Source organism: Pseudoalteromonas sp. B131b, assembly GCF_037162545.1.
GTDB classification, from domain to species: domain Bacteria; phylum Pseudomonadota; class Gammaproteobacteria; order Enterobacterales; family Alteromonadaceae; genus Pseudoalteromonas; species Pseudoalteromonas fuliginea.
Genome location: NZ_JARLUZ010000001.1, coordinates 3,651,624 through 3,675,819, shown reverse-complemented (window position 1 = coordinate 3,675,819; position 24,196 = coordinate 3,651,624). Strand labels below are relative to the sequence as shown.

Below are 24,196 nucleotides of genomic sequence, written 5' to 3'. Positions count from 1 at the left end.
TACCTATAGTTTCAACGGCTAGTAATAGACGCAAGTTCGTTATCAATTTCTTTTAATAACGCATATTTGTTTATAGTTTGCATGTTTTTTTGCGTATTCACTATTTCAATGTAATCTTCACTTTTACCGCCAAAGCGATGAGCTAAGTTTGCTATATCGTTAGATGTGAGTGTTTGAGGATTTTTTGAAATTAAGTTTTGCATTACTACCTGTATCAGTATGTTTTATTTTATAATATATGGACATTATTTGACTATTATATATAGAATAGCGGCTAAAACTAGTAAAAAAGTATTTTTTTGAAAGGTGTTTTGTGTGCATAAGTTTAACATTTTGGGATTAGACCCCGCAGCTGAAGAAATAAAACCTGCTGCAATTTATGCTGTTTTAGCGCCTTTAGACAATTTTTCTATTGAGTTTATATTGCATTCAATAAGCCCCAATGATGTGAAAGAAAATATTTTTATAGTCTCTTCTCAGATAGAGTCATTCTTTGAATCTTCTTGTTCGAATTTACTACTTGATGCTAGTGAGCAAGGCCGAGTGCATTCTTTTTCATTTACAAAAGAAATTAGTGAGTGGAATGCAAAACGCATAAATAAAGGGATTATTAAAGAGTTAAGTGCGTATGAAAATATAAAAAATGCTCTAATCGTTGTTCATTTTAGTACTCAGCAATTACGTGATACCACTGAACAGCAATTTGAAACGCTTATTGAGCAATATAAATCATTTTTAATTGATACAAATACTAGTCTTCTATTTTTAATCTCAGGTCCTGAAGTTGCTAATTATCGATTTTTAGTAAGGCGCTTAAATCAACTCTTTAGCGGCGTTGTGTTCGTCGATAATGATTCGGCTGCACGAGTACTTGAGTACGACTATTGGAGACACAGCACAGGGATATTATCAAATACTCACTATCAGTTAATTTTGCAAAATGATCGGTTAGTTGTAGAAGAAGGGAAAATAGAAACCCAAACACTTAGCAATAAACATTTTAATGATGAAGATGTTGTGTGGTTAGTACAAAACTCAGTACCAGAGGGAACAAAGCTGCCTGCAAATTATCATGTTGTAAAAAGTAACAGCGATTTATTTGAAAAAGGTCCTCAGCTAGAAGCCGCAACATTAGTATTTTCGGTTACACGCTATACCGACTTATCTGAGTTGGGTAAACAATGTTTTGAATTGAGAAAAAATTGTGGTCGTTGGTTAAAACTCGTGATTCAAAATGTAGATGGGATTATCAGGCACCAAGACGAGTGCTTATTTTTAACGCTGGGTGTTAATCTTATTTTGTATAGCTTTTCCGAACCTTCTCGGTTGTTATCGCAAATTCAGTCGATCCAAGGCTTTCAATTTTCTCGACCATTGCCTCCATCTGTTGAGCATGTATTACGTTATACTGAAAACACGTTTTCAAAAGGTTACTTACCATTTATTGATTTTACTCGCCAAGTTGAAGTGCACAGTGACTCGGCGGTTAATTTAGGTGTCAGTGGGGTACTGGTTGTACTTGAGTTATTACCAAGAATAGATCCTATTCACCCACTTCATCTATTTCACATAAAACGTGAAGGTGATGTATTTAGTGTTGCTGAAAACAAAGTTTACTTGTATCTACATGCTTGTAGAGAAAATGATGTAATGAATGCGATTAAACATTTATTCAAATTAGAAACCAGTGATTTTTTTGCTCAACAGAGCATTATTTCGGACCACTTCTATATTCAGCAAGAATGTAAACAATTACGCCGATATTATAGAGATAAAGATGTGAGTGATTTTACAAATCAACTAAAAGAAAATGACAGTTACAAGTTCGATCCTGCTTTAGCAAAAAATCCCAGTATTGATATTGCTACGCCTGAATTTTTCACTCAGGAACGCCCTGATGCAAAAGCTTTTACAATGAAAGTTAAAGAGCTGTGATATGAGTATTAATCAACTTTTAATTACAGCATTAATCTCGGGGTTATTTGGTGTTTTATTGTGCCTAATTGGCTCTTACATAGTATCTAAATTAAAAAAGTATTATTACAAAATGACATTTAAGCACGAAGTGCTAGAACCCTATACACCTAAAAATAAGGAACGTAAGTGAAATTGTCTGGTCTAGGGGTTTGGAATCTCTATTTTTTAGTTAAATTTGCCCTGTATTATTACGGCGTAATCGATTTTAGTTTTTTGAGCAATGCTGCGTTGGCCGCTTTGTTAGTAATACAATTTAAAAATGCGCGAGTTGAGAAGGTTAAACACATTATCGCACTGATTATAGCTGTGATTTTACTGTATAAAGATTCGTGGTTACCTCCCATTAATCGTTTAATTAAACAGGCTGGTAACGTTCAAGATTTTAGCTTTGATTATTTTATCGAACTAGTTGGGCGGGTAGTTAATGTCGATATGCTACTCGGCTTATTCATTATTGTTGTTTTATTTTGGTACAGCTCTCAATGGATTCGCTTTACTACAGTGACTATTATTGGCTTGGCGTTTATTGGCTGGCAAGGTCAAAGTAACTCATTAGATATTAATGAAAGCCCTACAGTGGTTAATAACAGTAGTATTGCAACTCAAAGTAAGGCGCCTGTTGTAACAACCCAATACCAATCGCCCGACCAAAAGCTTAGTGATTTTTATCAACAACAAAGCTTATTAACAAGTCACTTTCCAAAGGAATACAATGGCGAGTTGTTTGACGTTATTATTTTAAATATTTGTTCTATGGCAGTTGCTGACTTAAATTTTTTAGGTATTAGCGTTACAGACATGTATAAAGATTTTGATGTGGTGTTTCCTGATTTCAACTCAGCCACATCATATAGTGGTCCAGCAGCCATTCGATTATTAAGAGCAAGCTGTGGACAAACAAACCAAGCGTCTTTGTTCAAGGAGGCGCCAGAACAGTGTTATTTATTTAAGAACTTAGAAAAACTAGGCTATCAAAACAACGTAGTGATGAATCACGATGGGCATTTTGATGAATTTAAAGGCCTAATAAATAGATATGGTGGCTTAGACAGCAAGCCATTTAATATTGATTCTATGCCTATTGCTCAGTATGGGTTTGATAATAGCCCTATTTATTCAGATGGTGCGGTTCTAAACGGCTGGCTTGACCAACAAGCTAAAGACTGTGAGCCTTGTGCAATGTACTACAATACCACGAGTTTACACGATGGTAATCAACTTGCTAATAGAGCCCGCATGAATAGCCAGCAAAGTTATCCTCTTAGGCATGCAAACTTATTTTCTGATATTAATGGCTTTATTAAAAATCTAGAAAAACGTGGTAGAAATGTAATGCTGATGGTAGTACCTGAGCATGGTGCTGCACTAAAAGGAGACAAAGTACAATTTGCTGGTTTGCGAGAAATACCAAGCCCAGCTATTGTATCAGTTCCAGTTGCAATTAAATTTATTGGCCCTGATGTGCAAAATTATTCCCAAATTGTAATTGATGATTCAATCAGTTATTTTTCATTGTCAGAATTAGTGAGTAAAACATTGAAAACTAATGTTTTTGGTGGGAAAAATAGTATAGCAAATTTGTTAGATAATTTACCGAAAGCTCCAAAAGTTGCTGAAAATGCAGATACTATAATGATGTATGTTAATCAACGACCATACATACAATTAGATGGCGGTGATTGGTCTGAATACCCACAAGGTGATTAATTTTTATTAAGAACTGCAATAGCAGTAGTGGCATATTTCATGGAGTAAATATGTTATTGCTGTTATTGCGTGAATAAATCCATGTATCTACTCATTAATTATAAACACTAGTATTGTCCAAAAATGTTTACAATAAACTACCTTCTCATAGCCACTTAGCGTATTATTCAATTAATATAGTTTTCCTTCCTTAGAGGATGTATGCGTTTAGATATTCATTGTGCTGACAGAATCGGTATCGCCCAAGAAATTCTCAATATTTTAGTTAATTACAGTGTTGATCTAAAAGGAATAGAGGTTGATTCAGTTAATTGTCGTATGTATGTAAGTTTCCCTGAAATTGAGTTTGAACAGTTCCAGAAAATAATGCCATCAATTCGTTTAATTGATGGTGTTCATGATGTACGTACAACCGCTTTTTTACCCTCTGAGCGTGAGCATAATGAGCTAAACACATTGCTTCGAGCATTGCCCGATGGTGTTATTTCTATTGATGCCAAGGGTTGGGTACGCTTATGTAACGATGCGGCTTGTAAAGACTTACAATTGAGCGAAAAAGAGGTTATTGGTGCAAATATCAATAATTTGTTGAAAGGCTTTAATTTTACTCGCTGGTTAGAAAGTAAAGAAGTATTAGGGCAAACCACCAGAGTGGAAGTCGCTGGTGAAGACTTTATAGCCGATATTTTACCTATTGCTGTGCCGCAAGGTGGTGAAGGTGATGTACTTGCCGGTGCTGTTATTAATATAAAATCACAAAGCCGATTAGGTCAACAAGTTAGTGCATTTAGACGTTACGGACAAGAAAGCTTTGCAACTATTCATAACTTTAGTACTGCTATGCGTCGTGTTGTTCGCGAAGCGCGTAAAATGTCTCAGTTAGAAGCACCAATACTAATTACGGGTGAAACAGGAACCGGTAAAGAGCTATTAGCACGGGCGTGTCATTACGCATCTAATCGCTCAGTGAAGCCTTTTATTGCTTTATCGTGTGCATCGTTACCAGACGATGTTGCTGAATCTGAGTTATTTGGCTACGCAGGCTATGAAGAAAATGCAGCACCTAAACGCGGCGTACTTGAGCAAGCCGATGGTGGGACTGTGTTTTTAGATGAAGTGGGCGAAATGTCGACTCAACTGCAAACTAAGTTATTGCGCTTCTTACAAGATGGCACATTTAGGAAAGTGGGTGATGAGAACGAAGTTAAAGTTAATGTTCGTATAGTCGCAGCTACTCAAAAAGACTTACCTGCTATGGTGCAAGAGGGCGTGTTCAGAGAGGATTTATACTATCGAATCAACGTATTAACATTAGATATTGCACCACTTAGAGATCGCAAAGCCGATGTTGGGCCACTCGCAGAGCATTTTATTCAAAAATATGCACAGCAAAATGGTCACGCGGTGCCACTGTTATCTCAAGAATGCTTAAGCTTTTTACAACAGTATCCTTGGCCTGGAAATGTACGCCAATTAGAAAATGCAATTTATCGTGCGGTATCTTTATTAGATGATAGTGAGTTACGAGTAGAGCATTTACAGTTACCTACGTTTACGCATGACTTAGGGTATTTAGAATCTGATTTTGAAGGTTCACTGGATCAAGCGGTAAAACGTTTTGAAGCAACATTATTACGCAAACTTTATCCAGCTTATCCAAGCTCACGACAGCTCGCTAAACGTTTAGGTCTTAGCCATACAGCAGTTGCAAATAAACTACGAGATTACGGTATTAACCGTAAAACAGTTAAAGTTTAAAATACGGCAATATTTAAAATAGGGCGCTAATTAATTTTTAGTGCCCATATTTTTTTGACACCATCAATGGCAATCGTCTTTATACCATCTTCATCAAATTTCATAACAATACTGGCATTATTACGAGCAAAAAAGTAACTTCGGCCATCTAACTCAATAACATAATTCCCTTTCACTTGATCACTAAACTGTTGTTTTTTTAGAGTGATGGTGTGCTTGCCTATTGTCCAATCAAACGCTTCTATAAATCCATTATTAAATTCTTGAACCCATACTTGGCTGCCGTCTTTTGCAAGCGTGATGGCGACTGAGTAGGAGCTAGGAATTTGATCCATTTCATAACTCTTTGAGCCAATAGTAAATTTTTTAAATTTTTGTTGCCAAGCAAAACCAAATTCAAACGATTTTTCTACCCCTGTAGAGTAAGTAATAGAGCCATTACCGGGGAAATTAAAATCGGCTAACGCGTGGTGGCTCACTGTTAAGAATATACTAGCAATAAGGATGTTTAATTTTGAATTCATAAGTAAATTTTTAGTTGTATTTATAACCTCAGATTAAAGCAGAATATTCGTCTTAGCAAGTGCCTGTGTTACACTCAGGTAAATTGAACTGGTAAGACCTTTGCTGTGAACTTATATATTCGACTTCTTTTATTATTTTTTAAAATTAAGCGTAATCATCAATATCAAGACTTACTTGATACAGTAGATATTGATTACAAAGCACTACCAACTGATTGCGATATAAATCTGCATTTAACAAACTCACGTTATTTAGCCATGATGGATTTGTCACGTACATGGATGACGGAACGAGTGGGTTTGCTTAAGCAAATTTTGAAACGCCGTTGGTTTCCTATTGTTAATGCTACCGCCATCACGTATATCCGTGATATTAAACCAATGCAACGCTACACTATTAGTACAAAACTAGTTGGTTGGGATCATAAGTATTTTTATATAGAACAAAAATTTCATTCAGCACGAGGCTTACATGCTATTGCTTATGTACGCGGTGTGTTTAAAAGTAAAAAAGGCATTGTAAGTATCGAAGAAATGCTTGAAGTCGCTAGTTTCAAAGGTAAAACACCGATACTACCGAGTGAAGTTATGCATTGGAAAGAAATGCTTGAACAGAAAAAAGCAAATAACTTACCCAAATGATTAGTTAATTAAAATAAAAAAGGCCTTTCGGCCTTTTGCACACACATGCATTAAAGCATTTTTAAAAATTATACCTAACCCCAAACATGGCGACTACTGGGTCCAGTTCAACGGTTGAAGTGAGAGCTTTTGCGCCATTAGCATATACTGTTGCATCAGTATCAATATCCATAATTGATACCATTGCATGTAAACCCCATTTTTCATCAATTTTATAATTTGCACCTACTTGTGCTACAAATCCAAATGAGTCATCTAACTTTACTTCTACATCATTTGTACCAAGCGTTGTTTTAAGCGCTTGCGACGGTTGCTCATCAAAGAATGTTGTATAATTAACTCCAATACCCACGAATGGTCTTAATGCATAACTTGTATCTAAAAAGTGATACTGAGCAATAAGTGAAGGGGGAGTTGTTTTATATTCGCGATTTTATTACCCGCTAGCCCACCAGTACCATTAACATCATGCGAAAATGGCGTTGCTGCAATAAGCTCTAGCACCCATTGGTCGTTAAATGCGTAGTCAAGCGTAATACCTAGTTGCGTATCAGAATCACCTTTTAGACCTAAAGTCGGTGCTTCGTTAATTTTTGAGCTGCTGTTATCAGGGTTAATGTTAATAGCACCCACATTTACGCTAAAATTGGCGTGTGCAGCAGGAGAAAGTGCTAATAAAGAAGTCAGTAATGCAATACTAATAGTGGTTTTCATGTTGTTCTCCAAGAACTACTTTTTGATTGACGCTATTATTGCAGTTTTAAAATGTTCAAAACCTGTCCTAGATCAAAGTTTCAAAAATGTTTGAACGTTGTGAAGTGTTTTATTGATTTAGATTAATTTTGATGTTGATTAGCGACAGAGATACTTGACTCTTGATTTCTTAAATAACTAAAAGCGCTGTTCTGAATTTGTTTAGTGCGTGCAAGTTCAGTTTTTTAGGTAGCAAAAGTTATAAATCCCCCTTAACCAGAATCGAGAAAACAACGTCTCTTTTTTTCATGATTAGGCTCTGCCTTACCTGATTGCCACACAGTTTGCTGTAAATTTAACCTCAAAAGTTAAACACCTTATAATAATAAAATATAAAAAATAGTCACAGCTGTGTATTAATACTGACATCGCTTAGTCATAAATTCAGGCTTTAATAATAACTCAATATTTTCGTGAGTCTCTTAACGAAAGTTAGGGCTAAGCAATAAAGGGCGTTTGATATGGCTATCGCTATTTTTGATAAAGCAATCAGTGAAAGAGAATTCCAACGCGACGTTGTTGCATATTTACAAACGCTTATTCGATTTGAATCTGTTACACCTAATCAGGCTGGAGCAATTGATTGGCTTACTAGAGAATTGAGTGACTTGGGATTACAGTGTGAGCATTTTAATGTAAACGGCGTGAGTAATTTAATCGCTTCAATTAGTTTTGGAACCGGACCATGCGTCGCCTTTTCAGGGCATATAGATGTAGTACCAGCAGCAACAGGGCAATGGTTAAGCCCACCTTTTGCAGGGAATATTGTATGTGATTCAGTGTATGGTCGAGGCGCTGCAGATATGAAAGGTGGTGTGGCTGCAATGCTTAGCGCAACAAATAATCTGATTAATAATAGCGAGAATAAGCAAGGAACATTGTATTGGCTTATTACATCTGATGAAGAAGGCGAGGCTGAATTTGGCTCTCAAGTAATCGTTAATAAACTGGCCGAGCAAGGTGTTGTACTTGATGGCTGTATTGTTGGAGAGCCAACCAGCCATATGTGCGTAGGTGACACTATCAAGAATGGGCGAAGAGGTGCACTCTCTGCACGTATTAAGGTAACAGGTAAGGCTGGGCACGTGGCTTATCCTGATAATACGATCAATGCAGCTTTTATAGCTGCTAAAATAGTTAATTACTTGAGTGAACAAACGTGGCAACGTGATGAACAAAGCTCAAAAACCACATTGCAAGTAACGGGTATTAATATTGATAACGTTATTGATAATCTTGTGCCAGCTTATTGTGAGGTTACTTTTAACGTGCGTTATAGTCATGCATATAGCAGCGAGGCGATTAAAGCGTTATTGACACAATCGCTTAGTGAGTTTGCCCATTACTTTACAATAGAGTGGGAGCGTCCGTGTGAGCCATATTATACAGCAGACACTCATGACTGGAGTTTACTTTCTCATGTTGAGCAGGCTATTTACAAGCAAACAGGCTGTTATCCACTGCTCAGTACCAGCGGTGGAACATCCGATGGGCGTTTTTTTGCAAATAACCACACTCAAGTTATAGAGTGCGGTTTGCGTAATAATACGATACATCAAGTAAACGAACATGTACCTATAAGTGATTTAGTAAAAATAGAAGCAATTTATAGCTCTTTGCTCGAGCAGGTTTTTTTAAATTGCTAGGGCGTGTTGACCTTTTGAGGTTGTATTTGTAATAGTGTGTTTAACCTGAACTCTACTTGAGATAGATTTATCCAGAGTTCAGGTTATTTAATCGGCCACGTCTATGCAATGCCGTTACTGTGCATAAATAGGCAATGAGATAACATGAATGCCAAACACATGCTGTAATAAATTTTTCTAGTTTTTGCACTAGTTATTATTTTTTTAAGTAACGTTTTGCTTTGTTCTCTTTTACGCTTTCTAGGTCGACTAAAACCAAGCCGTCTGTACAATTGTTAAAGTCGGGATCAATACTAAAACTTAAAAACTGTACGCCACCGGGCATACAGAGCTCAGTGTATTGCTTAAATAATGTGGGGACTTGCGCTCCCATATTGGCTAATACGTGCTTAAGCTCTACAAAATCTTCTTTCACATTGTTGCCACTGAACACTGTTTGGCATTGTGTTAGTTGTTGATCGCTTAGTCTAAATTCATTGTTAGGCATTGCTAGTTGCACATTGTTTTTGTAGTAATGTTGATAATAATAAACAAGCATGGCTTTTGCCTGCTCTGGTAGGGTATTAGGTACGGTTACAGCGCCAAATAAGTAACGGTATTGTGGGTAGTTTTTAATAAAGGCGCCGATACCATACCAAAGATAGTCTAAGCTTTTACGTCCCCAATATTTTGGTTGTACAAAGCTGCGACCAAGCTCAATACCTTGGTGTAAGTAGGGGGTCATGGCCTCTGTATAGGAAAATAAGCTATCAGTGTAGAGCCCTTTTCGTCCGTGTTTTTTTATTATATCTTGCGCACAAGCTAATCGGTATGCACCAACGAGTTCTAATTGAGTAGGATCCCATAATACAAGATGTTGATAATCCATATCATATTTATCTATATCTCGACGCTTACCGCTGCCTTCTCCCACTGCTCTAAATGCAATTTCCCTTAATCGACCTAGCTCTCTAAACACCGCAGAGCTACCGGTATATTGATAAAGGTGAATATGCATATCGTCGATTGTTTTACCCAGCAACTGGCATTGATCAATCGCTTTTTTAGCTCTTTTCTGCATTCAGGTATAGCAAGAGGCATTTGTGTTTTTAGTGGTAACGGCTTTTTAGACGTTAGCCTATAAAGCTGCTTACGAATAAGGTTTACAACTTCTTTATCTTTTAGATTTTCTATCAAATAAGACTCAGGCGGAATTGAAGCTCCAATTTCAAACTCCAATGACTTTTGACGTTGCTTAAACATTTCTTTGACCAGTAGCAAACTCGCTAGAGGCTTATAAATCATTGATGTGCCATAAAATAAAGGGCTGTTTTTAGCTTTTATAAAAACAGGTAAAATGGGGCAGTTGGCTTTTTTTGCCATACGTAAAAAACCGCTATTCCACTTGCAATCTTTTATGCCTGTGGGGCTCAAACGAGAGACTTCACCGGCAGGGAATATAAGCAGTGCACCTTCGTTTTTTAAGTGTTGGTGGATATTATTGAGTTCTTGTTTTTTACTTGTTCCAGATAAGTTATCAACGGGTAGTAACAGTTCATGCATGGGGGTAACCGACATCAGCATACGGTTAGCTACAACCTTTAAATCTTGTCTAACAGTTGAGAGTACTTTAATAAGTGCAAGTGCATCCAAAGAGCCGATAGGGTGGTTTGCAACAATAACCAGCTTACCTTCATTGGGGATATGTTCAATTTGTTTAGGTTTGTAGCGTGTATCAAAATCAAGCTCATCTAATACCTGTTCAACAAACTCTAAACCTTGCAAGTGAGGGTAAGCATCACCAAAGGCAACAAACTCCTGTTCATGTAACAGATACCCTAGCCCTTTTTTTACAAGGCCTTTTACTTTTGGTGATTTTTCTAATTGTGGTAAATTTGCTGCAATCACTTTATCAATACTAATCATATAAACCTCTTTCACGCATTGGCATGTTTACCATTTACTTAGAATAAAAAAAGGGTGTGACAGTTACTTTGCAGTTGTGTGACTTTTTAAAGTGCGAATTGAGCCAAGGCATGTTTATCTTTTGAGGTTAAACATCCGCAGCCCGTAGGACTCTGCCTAGGGGCAATTTACTCTTTGTTGCTCGGTTTTTATACCAATCAGCTTATATATGGGGTCTATTTAACGTTAAGAAAATTACGCTAGGACTAGGCAAAATTTTTTGTATCTAGTTGTTCTAAATAAAAATTTTTTAACGACGTTATAGTGCAATTTAATTCGTTAAATTGATCAAAGATTTATGCAGGTTGGTATTACTTATTCTTACATGGATGTAAGCCACTAGGGTAACGCAGGAGCAGTTACCGAGCCCGCTAGGTTACAAACCTCGCGCCGCGATTAAATACCCTAGATTGAACGAATTTTAATCTAAAAGGTCAGTAGGCCCTAGGCAAAGATATCTCGATTAGTATAATTAGTTAAACTCGAAACTTATTTGGAAATAAAGATGTCTGTATTAGTTGCTATCACAGGGCGAGATAACAAAAAATTAATGGCGCAATTAAAAATACGGTTACCTAATGTATGCATTGAAGAGTGGCCAGATTGCCAGAGTTTGGATAAAGTCGACTTTGTACTTGCTTGGAAAGCCCCGCAAACAATGTGGTCACAACTTCCTAATTTAAAAGTTGTCTCGTCTTTTGGTGCTGGAGTTGACAGTATCGATTTAGCATTATTACCTAGTAATGTTGAGGTTGTGCGCATTGTTGATACTCAGTTGGCAGAGGATATGGCTGAATATGTACTTGCTCATGTATTAGCGCAAAAGTTACGTTTTAAAGAGTTTTTTATTAAACAAAACCAGCAAAGTTGGCAGCCAAAGCGTGCTTATAGCTATAAAAATGTTGGTATTTTAGGATTTGGTGAGTTGGGCAAGGCGTGTGCAAAAAAGCTTGTTAGTAATGGCTTTCTTGTAAGTGCATGGGCGCAAAGAGAGAGAAAGGCAGTTAATGTTGAAATGTTTTATGCTAAACAAGGCCTTAATAAAATGCTTCCTAATATAGATTATCTAATTTGTTTATTGCCACTTACACAAGAAACTACCGGTATAATTGATCGCACATTATTATCAAAGCTTCCAGTCCATGCAGGACTCATTAATGTTGCCCGTGGGGAGCATGTTATTGAGCAAGATTTATTAGATGCTTTAAATACAGATAGCTTACGAGTAGCTACTTTAGATGTTTTTGAGCAAGAGCCACTCGCAATCGACCACCCATATTGGCAGCACCCAAAAATAACACTGACGCCTCACTGTGCCGCATTATCTGATTTAAGAAGTGTTATTGAGCAAATAGCAGAAAATATTGAATGTTTAAGGCAAGGTAGTAAACTTAATAATCTAATAGATAGAACGAAAGGTTATTAATGGATAGTTAAATAATTTAACAAACTACTTGTTAACACTTGTAATTTTTATTATTGTTGTTAGGTATTCTCATTAATAAAAACAATAAAGAGGGTGTTATGAAGACGAATCAAGGTGGTGTGAAGTTAAGTTTAATTGTTATTTCGATTATTGTATTGGGTGTATCTGCTTGGTTTAATCAACCGACTGTTCTGTAATTACACAATGCCACAGTCAATTATTTAATTTTGCTGTGGTTATTTCTAAATTTTTGCTTTTTTATCGTTTCCATAAATACTATTTAACCTAAACTTTGGTTAAGAGATTACTTAATCGACTGAAACCTTCGGGCTTATTGCAAGTAAATCCAACGCAGTTAGCGCTGAAAATAGCTGCCTGAGATCGATTTATTATCCAGAGCCAAGTTATTTCCTTAGAATTACCCACTCACATCTAGGTAGTACCAATCCGCAATAATACTTAATCAATTTGAGGGATTAAATCTGACGCTAACTGCGTTAAATATTTCTGATATACGGCTGCACGGATGCAGGAGCAATTAGTGATAACAACTAAGTAACGAAATTATTGCCTTGTTATTGGCACGGTTTTCTTACCTCAAAATAGATCACTTAATTAAGCTAATAGGTATAAGAATAAAAAATTCATCGTCTAATTTTTGAATCGAGCGTTGGATGTGGGCGAGCAAGCAATCCATTATACAAATTCAGCCTTAAAAGAGTAAACACGGCCTTACTCACCCAAAATTTCGCTAATGACAATAATTTTTCTAAATTTAGGATGTTTCCGAGAACCTTTCTATTTTTGCAATAAAAAGCCCAGCAATGCTGGGCTATAAAATAATCTAAGGGAAAGTTGTTAACTTTGAGTTACATTGAACTGTCCAAATGTATAAACTTTGAACAAGTAAAAAGTATTTATCAGCACCAAACTCATATTTGAAATAACACTCGACGACATAAGATCTAAGCTAAAAGATAAAAATAACAAACCACATGCACTAATCGCGGCAACGCGTAGCAGTGTTATCTGGTTAATAAAGAATGCACCTAAACCTAGTGCAAGTAGTATCGTGTTTAAAAGCCAATCTAGCTCGTTTAGCATGGTCGTTTCAATAGTTCAGTTGTAGAAAAAAGGAGCGCCATTATGTTGATATTTTGCGCACCTTTCAACCAAGTAATTTTAAATTTTCAGATTAGTTTTTTTAATGCTTAAAATAACTTCCAATCGCTGCAAATAAACCATGATCTGCTATGACTTGATACTTTTGACAGTTATTTAAACTTTCTGGATTAGTACATAAATAAAGGGATTTTCGTCTAGAATCTAATTGTGGGTGCAAGTTTGAATCTATAATGGTAGCTCCGTAGCCAAATACACCAGGCCAATAAATGCTTTCGCTTACCATCCCTAATTTTTTATAGGTGAGTAATGTCGGCTTTGGAAACGTTATTATTATTAATAGAGCAATGCTTAAAGTTATTATTAAACCTTTTTTTGACTTAGTTTCTTTGCCACCTTGGCTAGAAATAGTCGTACTTTGAGTTTCACTTATTGCGCCTTGCGATGCTGTACGAGGCCTACGTTGTTGTACTTGCTTTTTTTGGCAGGCGTTTTTCCAAGTAGTGTTTGTTTTTTTTGTGTTTTTGACATAAAGCAGATCTGGCCTTTTTGGTGTAGGTCTCTATAATTAAATGAATAAATTTATATACCAATATAATAACGTAAATTTGGCTTGTAGCCTATGAGGAATGAAGATGAATACGCAGCTATCAATTTTAATTGTAGATGACGTTAGCACTGTACGCAGCTTTTTAAGTCAAACGCTGATGCATTTAGGGATAGATAACGTAAAGGAAGCATCTACCGCCTCACAGTGTATTAGCGAGTGCCGCGCTGCAAAATATAATATCATCTTTTTAGATATTGAATTACCTGATGGTGATGGTAAAGAATTAATTGCACAAATAAATGAATTAAGCCCTGAGACTAATGTTGTTATGGTATCGGCTCATTCGGGTATAGAGAATGTAAAAGATGCGATAGATAAAGGCGCTAAAGGTTTTGTGGTTAAGCCATTCACTCCTAAAAAAATAGCGGCAATGCTTAAGAAGTTCTATCCAGATTTAGAAAACGTGTAATTATATAATTAAATTTTAAATAAAAAAACCGGCAAAAGCCGGTTTTTTATATTTTATCAAAAACAAATTATAGAGCTTTAATCTTAGCTGCTATACGGCTCTTATGACGAGCTGCTTTGTTTTTGTGAATTAGACCCTTAGTTGCGTAACGGTCTAGGATAGGTGTAGCAACAGAAAAAGCTTGCTGTGCAGCTTCTTTATCGCCCGCTTCAATAGCAACAATTACTTTTTTGAAGTAAGTGCGCATCATTGAACGACGGCTTGCGTTGTGCTGACGGTTTTTTTCGCTTGTGATAGCGCGTTTTTTTGCAGACTTGATGTTAGCCAAGGTTTGCTCCTAACAATCTTAAAATAAAGCTTAAATTAAAGGCCGTGGAATATGCCTGTTTCAATCATGAATGTCAATTTAAATTTAACAATCCAAGAAAAACTGCACCATATAACGAGCATCAATTTGCCGCTTTAGCAGTTAATACCGACATTGTAACAAAGCACAGGCCCCCAGCCTAGTGCTTTAAAGCGATTTATAAAAAAGACTGTGGCATAATTGCCTCTCTTAGGGATTTTTGAGTAGGTTTAAGGTGTCAAAAGGTTTATTTCGCTCCGGTATGATAGTTAGTTGTATGACTATGATATCGCGTATTTTAGGGCTCGTTCGAGATGCAGTCGTTGCTAACTTGTTAGGCGCAAGTGCAGCTGCTGATGTTTTTTTATTTGCTAACCGTATTCCTAATTTTCTACGTCGTTTATTTGCAGAAGGGGCGTTTGCACAAGCATTTGTACCCGTGTTGAGTGAAATTAAAGAGCAACAAGGTGACGACAAGGTCAGGCTTTTTGTTGCACAAGCGGCGGGTACATTAGGAACCATTTTATTGATTGTCACCATTATAGGTGTTGTTGCCTCCCCTGTTATTGCAGCATTATTTGGTACTGGTTGGTTTATAGATTGGTGGCAGGGCGGGCCTAATGCCGAAAAATTTGAACTTGCAAGTTCATTACTTAAATTTACATTCCCCTATTTATTTTTTGTAAGTTTAGTGGCGCTTAGTGGTGCAGTCATGAATGTGTATAACCGTTTTGCTGTTGCTGCATTTACACCTGTTCTACTCAATGTTTCTATTATTACATGTGCAATTTTTTTACATGATAAATTTAGCGTCGGGGCTTATTCTCTCGCAATTGGCGTATTTATTGGTGGCGTTGTACAGCTTTTGTTTCAACTTCCATTTTTATACCGTGCAAAAATGTTGGCGCGTCCGCGTTGGGCATGGCAAGACGAAAACGTAAAAAAAGTACGAAAACTTATGCTACCGGCTTTGTTTGGTGTCTCTATTAGTCAAATTAATCTGTTGTTAGATACCATGATTGCGTCATTACTGATGACGGGCTCAATTGCATGGCTTTATTATTCAGACCGCTTAATTGAATTTCCGCTGGGTTTATTTGGTATTGGTATTGCGACAGTTATTTTACCGGCGCTTTCTAAACTACATAGCAGTAAAAAAAGTAGCGACTTTCAGCAGACTCTCGATTGGGGAGTGCGTTTTGTTATATTTTTAGGCCTACCAGCAATGATAGGTTTAATGATCATCAGTCCACTTATTATTACCGTATTGTTCGACCACGGTGCTTTTAAAGAAGACAGTATTGATCATGTCAAAGCAGTAAGCCTAGGCGTAGCCGCATATTCAGTAGGGCTTGTAAGTTTTATGCTAATTAAAGTACTCGCTCCTGGCTTTTACGCTCGCCAGGACACTAAAACGCCGGTTCGTATTGGTATTACCACCTTAGTACTTAATATGGTGTTTAACATTATGCTGGCTCCTTTCATTGGTTATTTAGGGTTAGCACTTGCTACTTCGTTATCGGCTAGCTGCAATGCATTTTTATTATACAGGCAGCTTAAAAAAGAAAATGTATACCAGTTCTCATCAATGAGTATACGTTTTACACTTAAATGTGTTGTTGCAAGTGCGGTTATGGGAGCTGTTACATGGTTTGTGAGCAGTTACTATTATTGGGCTGCATGGAGCTTTACACATCAGGTAATGTTATTAATAGCATTAGTGGCTTTGGCAGGTATTAGTTACTTTGCAATGCTATTTTTGATGGGTGTTAGACTAAATACGATAAAAAGTGTAGCAATTACTGAATCAAATTAAAAAAAGATTATAATCGGCAACTCTGCGACTTTAATTAATTTTTAGTCGTAATTAATAACTCGCTAAACAAGGCATTAGGTGGCATGGAGTTAATTAGAGGTATACACAATATTCGCCCGCACCATTTTGGTTGTGTGTTAACTATTGGTAATTTTGACGGTGTTCATTTAGGCCACGCAGAAGTATTAAAAGGTTTACTTAGCGATGCTAAAGCACATAGTTTGCCAAGCACTGTAATGCTGTTTGAGCCTCAGCCACAAGAGTTTTTTGCTAAAAATAATGCCCCAGCACGGCTAACGCGCTTGCGAGATAAGCTACGTTTGCTAAGTGATTTAGGTATTGAGCGAGTTATTTGCATTAGCTTTAATCAGCAATTTGCAAACATGCATGCTGAGCAATTCGTTAATGAGATTTTGATTAAAAAGTTAGGTGTTAAAGCACTTACTGTTGGTGATGATTTTAAGTTTGGAAAGCAACGCCAAGGTAACTTTCACTTACTTGCTAGCATGGGTAAGCAAGCGGGCATGGATGTAAAAAGCACCGCGAGCTTTCGTCAATTAAATGCTAGAGTAAGCAGCACTTTAATACGAGATGCTTTAGCATCCGGTGACTTAGCGAGTGCTAAAATAATGCTTGGTCACGATTATGCTATTTCTGGGCGTGTTATACATGGCTGGAAAAGAGGACGCGAACTCGGTTTTAGAACGGCAAATATTGCCCTAAAACGCCAAGTGTGTCCTGTTAACGGAGTGTTTGCAGTGCAAGCAACGATTGCAGGAAAACAGATTTTTGGAGTTGCAAATGTAGGTAATAAGCCGACATTCAATGGAACTCGTGCATTATTAGAAGTTCACCTTTTTGATTTTGCACAGGATATTTACGGACAATTTATGCATGTGGAGTTAATAAAAAAACTTCGCGATGAGAAAAAATTCGAGACATTAACACAATTAACGGCGCAAATAGCAACTGATGTTGCTGCCGCTAAGCAGTGTTTTGGTTTAAATCAGGTAGCCGATAGAGACGGAATGTAGGATAAATGAGCGACTATAAACATACTTTGAACTTACCGGAAACACCGTTTCCAATGCGTGGCAATTTGGCACAACGTGAACCAAAAATGCTTAAAGCATGGTATGAGGACGACCTTTACGGTCAAATTCGCAGCGCTAAGAAAGGTAAAAAAACCTTTATTTTGCATGACGGCCCTCCGTATGCAAATGGCGATATCCATTTAGGCCACTCAGTTAATAAAATATTAAAAGATATTATTGTTAAGTCTAAAACATTATCTGACTTTGATTCACCATTAGTTCCAGGTTGGGATTGTCATGGTTTACCAATCGAGTTAATGGTTGAGAAAAAAGTAGGCAAGCCAGGTGTAAAAGTTACTGCGAGTGAGTTTCGTGAAAAATGCCGTGCATACGCTAAAAAACAAGTTGAAGGTCAAAAAGTTGATTTTAAACGTCTAGGCGTATTTGCAGATTGGGATAAGCCTTACTTAACAATGAACTTTGACTTTGAAGCGAATGCAATTCGTGTACTTGGTCGTATTATTGAAAAAGGTCATTTGCATAAAGGTGCTAAGCCTGTGCATTGGTGTACAGATTGTGGTTCTGCATTAGCAGAAGCAGAAGTTGAATACCAAGATAAGCAATCTCCAGCGATTGATGTGCGTTTTACATTTGTTGATCAAGATGCTGTTGTGAGTGCATTTGATTTGGCTGATGGTCATAAAGGTGAAGGCAGTGTTGGTACTGTTATTTGGACAACAACACCGTGGACGCTTCCTGCAAACCGCGCTGTGGCTGTGCATGCCGATTTAGAGTATGCGTTGGTACAGGTTGAAGATGAAGGCGTACAACAACGTCTAATTTTAGGCTCTGAGCTTGTTAAAGATGCTATGGACCGCTTTGGTTTTAATCACTTTCACGTACTAGGGTATGTAAAAGGTGCTGCGCTTGAAAACTTGCAAGTAGCCCATCCTTTTTATGATTTTAATGTACCAGTGATTGTTGCTGAACACGTAACGACTGATTCAGGTACTGGTGTTGTACATACCGCACCTGGGCATGGTCAAGAAGATTTCGTGGCTGGTTTAAATTACAACCTTGAAGTGGCTAACCCTGTTGGTGCAAATGGTGTTTATTTACCAGATACCGAACTTTTTGCAGGTCAGCACGTATTTAAGGCGAATGCGAGCGTAATTGAAGTATTAAAAGAGCACGGTGCGCTTATGCATCATCATGCGCTTACGCACAGTTACCCACATTGTTGGCGCCATAAGACTCCAATTATTTTCCGTGCTACACCACAATGGTTTGTAAGTATGGATCAGGCTAACTTGCGTCAAGACTCTTTAAAAGAGATTAAAAATACGCAGTGGTTACCAGAGTGGGGCGAAAGCCGTATTTCTAACATGGTTGAAAGCCGCCCAGATTGGTGTATTTCTCGCCAGCGTACTTGGGGTGTTCCAATTGCATTGTTTGTTGATAAAGACACCGGTGCACTTCACCCAAATACACAAGAGCTAATTGCTCAAGCAGCAGCGCTTGTTGAAAAGTCTGGTATTCAAGCATGGTACGATTTAGAACCAGCTACATTACTTGGTGAAGAAGATGCCAAGCAATACATGAAAGTGCAAGATACGCTAGATGTATGGTTTGACTCAGGTGTTTCACATGCATGTGTTGTAGACGCACGTGAAGACTTAGTTGGTCCAGCTGATTTATACCTTGAAGGTTCTGATCAGCATCGTGGTTGGTTTATGTCGTCAATGATGACGTCAGTGGCAATTAATGGACATGCACCATATAAGCAAGTGCTTACGCATGGTTTTACTGTTGATGAAAACGGCCGCAAAATGTCTAAGTCACTAGGTAATGTTATTTCTCCACAAAATGTGATGAATAAACTAGGTGCCGACATTTTACGTTTATGGGTGGCTTCTACCGATTACACGGCAGAAATGACTGTGTCGGATGAGATATTTAAACGCTCAGCCGATCGTTACCGTCGTATTCGTAACACCAGCCGTTACTTGCTTGCTAACCTAAATGGTTTTGATCCAAAAACTGATCAAGTAGCTGTTGATGATATGGTTGAGCTTGATAAGTGGATTGTTGGCCGTGCTGCTCAGTTACAAGACGAGATTTTAGCCGCGTACGACAGCTACCAAATGCTATTAGTAACGCAAAAGCTAATGAACTTCTGTACGGGTGAACTTGGTTCGTTCTATTTAGATGTTATTAAAGATCGTCAATACACAGCTAAGAGCGACAGCCATGCACGTCGTTCTTGTCAAACAGCGCTTTATCATATAGCAGAAGCAATGACGCGTTGGATGGCCCCTATTATGAGCTTTACCGCACAAGAAATTTGGGAAGCTTTACCGGGTGAGCGTAGTGACTACGTATTTACATCAGTTTGGTATGATGGCTTACAAGCACCAACAAATAGCCAATTTAGTAACGATGACTGGTTAGAAATTCTAACAGTACGTGACGAAGTAAACCGCTTATTAGAAGCTGCACGTAAAGAAGAAGTCATTGGTGCAACACTTCAAGCAACGGTTAATTTATTTACGAGTAAAGAGCTTGCCGCTAAGTTAAATGCGCTTGGTGATGAACTGCGTTTTGTATTGTTAACATCAGCGGTAAATGTTACTGAAGTTGATAGCCAGCCTGCTGATACACAAGCTACCGAAATTGAAGGTTTGTTTATTAGTGTTGCTGCAACAGATGCTGCTAAATGTGAGCGTTGTTGGCATTACAGTGAAGATGTAGGTGTTAACCCAGCTCATCCTGAAATTTGTGGTCGCTGTGTAAGTAATGTTGATGGCGAAGGTGAAAAGCGTCAATTCGCTTAGGAGTTATTCTTAGTGAGCAAACTAGCCCAAAAAAGTGGTTTAGTGTGGCTTTGGTTGAGTCTATTACTTTTAGTAATAGACTTTGCCAGTAAAACACTTGTTGTAGGGACAATGGCTTATCAAGAGTCGATAAATTTACTCCCTGTTTTTAGTATTACTTATGTGCATAATTATGGTGCTGCTTATAGCTTTTTAAGTGAAGCGGGTGGTTGGCAGCGTTGGTTTTTAAGTGCAATTGCCATTGCTATTAGTGCTTTGCTTGTGTGGTGGCTAAAACGTTTACCTGCAACAAACAAAGTACTATGCGGTGCCTATGCACTGGTACTTGCAGGCGCTATTGGTAATTTATACGATCGTATTGCGTATGGTTATGTAATCGACTTTATTCACGTATTTTATAAAGACTCACATTTTCCTGTATTCAATATTGCTGATTGCGCTATTTGTATTGGCGCAGCACTATTGTTATTTGACGCCTTTACCGGTGAGAGTCCGAAGGAGCATAAAGCATGAGCCAAGCTGTAATTGGTGAAAACTCACAAGTTATTTTCCATTTTTCTATTAAATTAGAAGATGGTTCTGCCGCCGACTCTACCAAGGTGCACAATAAACCTGCTAAATTAACAATGGGCGATGGCAGCTTAACGGCAAACTTCGAAAAGTGTTTATTAGGGCTAACTGCAGGCGAAAGTAAAACGTTTGAATTAGAACCTGAAGATGCATTTGGTCAGCCAAACCCAGATAATATTTACTACGTTGACCGTAGTAAATTTGGCCCAGAAACACCAGCTAAGATAGGTGCAATTATTGCGTTTACTCAACCTGATGGGACTGAGCTTCCAGGTTTAGTACGTGAAGTGCAAGGCGAGTCGGTAACGATTGATTTTAATCACCCTTTATCTGGTCAGCGTTTAACGTTTGAAGTTGATATTATTGAGGTAGAAGGTTAATGGAAATATTATTAGCTAATCCACGCGGCTTTTGCGCTGGTGTTGACCGTGCTATTAGTATTGTTGAGCGCGCTCTCGATATTTTTGAAAAGCCAATTTATGTTCGCCACGAAGTAGTTCATAACCGCTATGTAGTTGATGGATTAAAAAGCCGTGGTGCGGTTTTTGTTGAAGAGCTTGATCAAGTACCTGACGACAGCATTGTTATTTTTAGCGCACATGGCGTATCGCAAGCTGTTCGCAGCGAGGCTAAACGACGTGACTTAAAAGTATTTGATGCAACGTGTCCGCTTGTAACTAAAGTACATATGGAAGTTACACGTGCGAGTCGAAAAGGTATTGAGTGTATTTTAATTGGACACCATGGTCACCCTGAAGTAGAGGGAACAATGGGACAATATGATAACTCAGCCGGTGGCATTTACCTTGTTGAAACTGTTGACGATGTAATTGCGCTTGATGTAAAAAATGCTGAAAACCTTTTTTATTGCAGCCAAACAACACTCTCAGTTGATGATACCGCTGATGTTATTGATGCACTTCGCAATAAGTTTCCATCAATTGACGGACCGCGTAAAGATGACATTTGTTATGCAACACAAAATCGTCAAGACGCTGTGCGTGACTTAGCTGACAAAGTTGATGTGCTATTAGTCGTTGGCGCTAAAAATAGCTCTAATTCTAATCGCTTGCGTGAGCTGGCAGATAAAATGGGCACGGTTGCTTATTTAATTGATGATGCAACTGATGTGCAAGAACAGTGGGTTTCGGGTTCTAAATCAGTGGGTGTTACTGCAGGAGCCTCTGCGCCAGAAGTACTTGTACAACAAGTTATAAGCCGATTAAAAGAGCTAGGTGGCACACAGGTTGTTGAAAACCCAGGCGAAGAAGAAAATATCGTATTTGCTGTTCCTGTAGAGCTACGTTAATTTAAAATTTAGATAAAGGAGTCGTTATGAGCAAGTCACTTCAAAATGATGGTTTGCTTTTTTCGGCTCTTTTTAATGAGCGAGGCGTATTAGCTTCGCTTATTGTTTCTCAAGTTATTGCTATTGTTTTAGCCTTTGCACCCAATGTAGAAGGTGATATTTGGCTTCGACTTGGGATCATTAGTTTATTTTTACATTTAATTGTTTTAGTCGGCACTTCTTCTTTATATTTTTGTCGTTTTTTTTACAGAACCGTACTCAAGCTTTTCAGTTAAGTCTATTTTTTGCCTCTTTTTTATTATCTACATGCATTTTTAGTATTTTATTTTCCCATTTTGCTTTTGATATAGATGATACAAAGAACCTAATTTATTTTACACTTCGCAATTGCATTATAGTGGCTTTGCTGGCGGCTTTATTCGTCCAATTTTTATTAATTCATTTTGAAAAAGCGCAACAAACTAAGGCGCTCTCTCGTGCTGAGCTTGATGCCTTACAAGCTAGAATACGTCCTCATTTTTTATATAATAGTTTAAACACTGCTGCAGAGCTTACCCATCATGATGCCGATGCGGCAGAGCAAGCCATTTTAGCATTAGCCGCCTTATCGCAGGCTGCAATGCACTCAGGAAAAAATGTACCTCTTGACGATGAAATAACACTGAGTAAGCAATATATAGCACTTGAAACTTGGCGTTTTGGTAACCGCTTAAGAGTTGATTGGCAAATACCCAATGAACTACCTGCATTGAGTATTCCTTGTTTAACCCTGCAGCCATTAATTGAAAATGCGGTATGCCACGGCGTTGAAACAAGTGAGCATGGTGCAGAAATAAAAGTAGAGCTGCATATTACTACCGGCTATATAACCATGATTGTATCTAACCCCATAATAATTTCTAATGCTCAAACTAGGCCTAATAACGGCATGGCGCTTGAAAATATTCGCCAGCGATTAAATATTTATTATAAAAATAAAGCGCAGCTAACAATTACTAGTAAAAATGATGTGTTTAGGGTCAAGGTTGTGATCCCTAAGCTAATTGAGGGCAGTGTATGAATGTACTCATTGTTGATGATGAACCTCTTGCGAGATCGCGCTTAATTCGTTTGTTAGCACACGACAAAAGTATAGTTGTACAAGGTGAGGCAAGTAATGGTAATGAAGCCCTAATACTTGCTAAAAAGCAAACGCCAGATTTAATTTTTTTAGATGTTGATATGCCTGGAATGAATGGTTTACAAGTTGCTAATGAGCTCAATAGTTTAATTCTACCTCCAGCAATTGTTTTTATAACTGCTCACCCTAAGCATGCCTTCGATGCTTTACAATTAAGCGCAGCGGGTTATTTAGTTAAACCTATTTCAGAGCAATCATTGCAAAAGGTGCTTAAGCAAGTCGGGCGTTTAAACAAAGTGCATATTCAAAAACAGCAAAATGTAAAAATTTCTTATCAGCTAGCTGGTACTCTACGTAGCGTTGATATAAAAGATGTTTTGTACTTTAGTGCAGAAGAAAAATACACCAAAATGGTATTTTTAACTGGAGAAGCTTTACTAGAACAAAGTTTAAAGCAGTTAGAATTACTCTATCCAGCGTATGTTTTACGAATTCATCGTAATACATTAGTTAATAAAAAAGGGTTATTGCTTTGCATTCGCAAGGGAGTAGTCATCACATGATTGAACTTAAAGGGAGTCGCGAGTTACTGCCTGTTAGTCGTCGTGAGGTCAAGGCTGTCAAAAGCGCGCTTTGATTTTATACCTCT

Annotated in this window: 16 protein-coding genes and 5 pseudogenes; 15 read left to right on the top strand and 6 right to left on the bottom strand. The window is 37.7% G+C overall.

Annotation, left to right across the window (positions count from 1 at the left end):
- Positions 1–11 precede the first annotated feature (11 nt).
- Complete coding sequence (bcsR, locus tag P4S65_RS16880) at positions 12–203, bottom strand: BcsR/BcsP family cellulose biosynthesis protein (RefSeq protein WP_007376902.1); 192 nt, start codon at positions 201–203, stop codon at positions 12–14.
- 112 nt (positions 204–315) lie between these two features.
- Here bcsR and bcsE point away from each other — a divergent pair, with 112 nt between their 5' ends.
- The 3 genes from bcsE (at position 316) to tyrR (ending at position 5,442) form a co-directional block, all read left to right on the top strand.
- Positions 316–1,935 (top strand): cellulose biosynthesis protein BcsE, encoded by a 1,620-nt coding sequence (gene bcsE / locus P4S65_RS16875; RefSeq protein WP_096793497.1) that lies wholly within the window; start codon positions 316–318, stop codon positions 1,933–1,935.
- 168 nt (positions 1,936–2,103) lie between these two features.
- The gene (gene bcsG / locus P4S65_RS16870) at positions 2,104–3,684 is read left to right on the top strand and encodes a cellulose biosynthesis protein BcsG (RefSeq protein WP_337120631.1); all 1,581 of its coding nucleotides are present in this window, start codon (positions 2,104–2,106) and stop codon (positions 3,682–3,684) included.
- A 201-nt stretch (positions 3,685–3,885) separates the two neighbouring features.
- Positions 3,886–5,442: a transcriptional regulator TyrR gene (gene tyrR, locus P4S65_RS16865; protein ID WP_007376906.1), complete on the top strand. Its 1,557-nt coding sequence runs from the start codon at positions 3,886–3,888 to the stop codon at positions 5,440–5,442.
- Positions 5,443–5,472: 30 nt separating this feature from the next.
- Here tyrR and P4S65_RS16860 read toward each other — a convergent pair.
- Positions 5,473–5,966 (bottom strand): annotated as a pseudogene (locus P4S65_RS16860) (hypothetical protein).
- A gap of 105 nt (positions 5,967–6,071) precedes the next feature.
- Between P4S65_RS16860 and P4S65_RS16855 the strand changes: the two are divergent.
- Complete coding sequence (locus P4S65_RS16855; RefSeq protein ID WP_007376908.1) at positions 6,072–6,608, top strand: thioesterase family protein; 537 nt, start codon at positions 6,072–6,074, stop codon at positions 6,606–6,608.
- 61 nt (positions 6,609–6,669) lie between these two features.
- On the opposite strand, the pseudogene P4S65_RS16850 reads toward P4S65_RS16855, so the two are convergent.
- Positions 6,670–7,322, bottom strand: a pseudogene (locus tag P4S65_RS16850) (OmpW/AlkL family protein).
- Between the two features lie 500 nt (positions 7,323–7,822).
- Here P4S65_RS16850 and dapE point away from each other — a divergent pair.
- The gene (dapE, locus tag P4S65_RS16845; RefSeq protein WP_337120630.1) at positions 7,823–9,007 is read left to right on the top strand and encodes a succinyl-diaminopimelate desuccinylase; all 1,185 of its coding nucleotides are present in this window, start codon (positions 7,823–7,825) and stop codon (positions 9,005–9,007) included.
- Positions 9,008–9,203: 196 nt separating this feature from the next.
- On the opposite strand, the pseudogene P4S65_RS16840 reads toward dapE, so the two are convergent.
- Positions 9,204–10,912 (bottom strand): annotated as a pseudogene (locus tag P4S65_RS16840) (GNAT family N-acyltransferase).
- Positions 10,913–11,456: 544 nt separating this feature from the next.
- Between P4S65_RS16840 and P4S65_RS16835 the strand changes: the two are divergent.
- Positions 11,457–12,377, top strand: coding sequence for a 2-hydroxyacid dehydrogenase (locus P4S65_RS16835; protein WP_337120629.1), 921 nt, complete (start codon positions 11,457–11,459; stop codon positions 12,375–12,377).
- Positions 12,378–13,235: 858 nt separating this feature from the next.
- Here P4S65_RS16835 and P4S65_RS16830 read toward each other — a convergent pair.
- The gene (locus tag P4S65_RS16830) at positions 13,236–13,481 is read right to left on the bottom strand and encodes a hypothetical protein (RefSeq protein ID WP_007376914.1); all 246 of its coding nucleotides are present in this window, start codon (positions 13,479–13,481) and stop codon (positions 13,236–13,238) included.
- A 653-nt stretch (positions 13,482–14,134) separates the two neighbouring features.
- Between P4S65_RS16830 and P4S65_RS16825 the strand changes: the two genes are divergently transcribed.
- Positions 14,135–14,518 (top strand): response regulator, encoded by a 384-nt coding sequence (locus P4S65_RS16825; protein ID WP_007376916.1) that lies wholly within the window; start codon positions 14,135–14,137, stop codon positions 14,516–14,518.
- A gap of 67 nt (positions 14,519–14,585) precedes the next feature.
- Here the strand turns inward: P4S65_RS16825 and rpsT are convergent, their stop codons facing one another.
- Positions 14,586–14,846 (bottom strand): 30S ribosomal protein S20, encoded by a 261-nt coding sequence (gene rpsT, locus P4S65_RS16820; protein ID WP_002958225.1) that lies wholly within the window; start codon positions 14,844–14,846, stop codon positions 14,586–14,588.
- A gap of 295 nt (positions 14,847–15,141) precedes the next feature.
- Here rpsT and murJ point away from each other — a divergent pair, with 295 nt between their 5' ends.
- From murJ to P4S65_RS16780, 8 genes and pseudogenes are all read left to right on the top strand, one after another.
- Positions 15,142–16,680, top strand: coding sequence for a murein biosynthesis integral membrane protein MurJ (murJ, locus tag P4S65_RS16815; protein ID WP_442961873.1), 1,539 nt, complete (start codon positions 15,142–15,144; stop codon positions 16,678–16,680).
- Between the two features lie 83 nt (positions 16,681–16,763).
- Positions 16,764–17,714, top strand: coding sequence for a bifunctional riboflavin kinase/FAD synthetase (gene ribF, locus P4S65_RS16810; RefSeq protein ID WP_096793492.1), 951 nt, complete (start codon positions 16,764–16,766; stop codon positions 17,712–17,714).
- Between the two features lie 5 nt (positions 17,715–17,719).
- On the top strand, positions 17,720–20,548 hold the full coding sequence (ileS, locus tag P4S65_RS16805; RefSeq protein WP_337120627.1) for an isoleucine--tRNA ligase: 2,829 nt from the start codon (positions 17,720–17,722) through the stop codon (positions 20,546–20,548).
- A gap of 12 nt (positions 20,549–20,560) precedes the next feature.
- Entirely contained in the window at positions 20,561–21,061 is a 501-nt protein-coding gene (gene lspA, locus P4S65_RS16800; RefSeq protein WP_007376920.1) for a signal peptidase II, read from the top strand.
- Positions 21,058–21,498: an FKBP-type peptidyl-prolyl cis-trans isomerase gene (fkpB, locus tag P4S65_RS16795; protein ID WP_337120626.1), complete on the top strand. Its 441-nt coding sequence runs from the start codon at positions 21,058–21,060 to the stop codon at positions 21,496–21,498. The genes lspA and fkpB overlap by 4 nt, the downstream gene beginning before the upstream one ends.
- The gene (gene ispH, locus P4S65_RS16790; protein WP_007376921.1) at positions 21,498–22,427 is read left to right on the top strand and encodes a 4-hydroxy-3-methylbut-2-enyl diphosphate reductase; all 930 of its coding nucleotides are present in this window, start codon (positions 21,498–21,500) and stop codon (positions 22,425–22,427) included. Before fkpB ends, ispH begins: the two co-directional genes overlap by 1 nt.
- 26 nt (positions 22,428–22,453) lie before the next feature.
- Positions 22,454–23,487: pseudogene (locus tag P4S65_RS16785) on the top strand (sensor histidine kinase).
- A pseudogene (locus P4S65_RS16780) lies at positions 23,484–24,184 on the top strand (LytR/AlgR family response regulator transcription factor). The pseudogenes P4S65_RS16785 and P4S65_RS16780 overlap by 4 nt, the downstream one beginning before the upstream one ends.
- Positions 24,185–24,196 lie beyond the last annotated feature (12 nt).